The organism is Aliiroseovarius sp. PTFE2010, from assembly GCF_049943335.1.
Lineage (GTDB): Bacteria > Pseudomonadota > Alphaproteobacteria > Rhodobacterales > Rhodobacteraceae > JBNFVY01.
Map to the genome: position 1 here is coordinate 1 of NZ_JBNFVY010000037.1, position 1,056 is coordinate 1,056.

Annotated in this window: 1 protein-coding gene; it reads left to right on the forward strand. The window is 57.7% G+C overall.

Annotation, left to right across the window (positions count from 1 at the left end; translation table 11 throughout):
• Nucleotides 1-190: 190 nt before the first annotated feature.
• Nucleotides 191-1,056 (forward strand): enoyl-CoA hydratase-related protein (locus ACP2AV_RS15665; protein WP_426373702.1); only part of this gene is annotated, 866 nt, incomplete at its 3' end.

Genomic DNA, 1,056 nt, shown 5'->3' on the forward strand with positions numbered 1-1,056 from the left:
CCATTCTTCCTCGTCCATGCGCGCCTGCAATGGATGCAGCACTTCGCGCGATACACGTTCCACGTGATCGACAATCTGGCGCTGCTCATCGGTCAACGAATAGTTCGCCCTGATGGCGTCCAGATCAGCTGCGACCGCCTCACTCTGACTCGTCATATCATCATCCTCCCGAAAAATGTCGTCTGCAGTGTTGACCAAAATCAAACACATGTTAGAAAATAGTTCAAGCCAAGCTTTTTGCGACCCGACGTTAGAAAGCATATTGGGGGGAGCTTCGAAAATGGTTGATAACGTGGTCCATTCGCAGGCGCGGGGGGATGAAGTCCGCATTACAATTCGACGTCCTGAGAGTCGAAATGCCCTGAACCGCGAGGTCGCCGAAGGTATCATTGCTGCGATTCATGCGGCCGAGGCCGACCAGGAATGCCGGGTGATCGTTCTGACCGGAGAGGGTGAGCGCGCCTTCTGCGCGGGCGGCGACATCAAGGCAGGTGCGAACGGCGGGCCGTTTGTTCAGGATCCATCCGATCCGGACCATTTTGCCGGCCGGATGTTCGAAGCGCTGCAAGCTTGCCGAAAGCCGACCATCGCGCGTGTCAACGGTGTCGCGGTGGGCGCGGGTGCGGGTATTGTCTGTGCGTGCGATCTGGCGGTGATGGCAGATCACGCCCGAATTGGGACGCCGGAAGTCAAGGTGGGGCTGTTTCCCATGACCATCGTTCCGCCGATGATGCGGGTGATACCGCGTCGCAGGCTGATGGAGATGTTTATCACCGGGATCCCGCTGACGGCGCAGGAAGCTCTCAGCTTCTATCTGGTCAACTATGTGACCGATACGGCCGGGCTTGACGACAAGATTGCAGAACTGGTCGCCCACATTTCCACACAATCGCCGAGCGCGATTCGGCTTGGGAAATACACCTGCCACACGATGGAAGACATGACCTATCCGCAGCAGATGCGTTTTGCGGAAACGATGTTGCCCCGGATAGCGCAGACGGAAGATGCGCGGGAGGGTTTTTCGGCTTTTGTCGAGAAGCGCGCGCCGAAATGGAC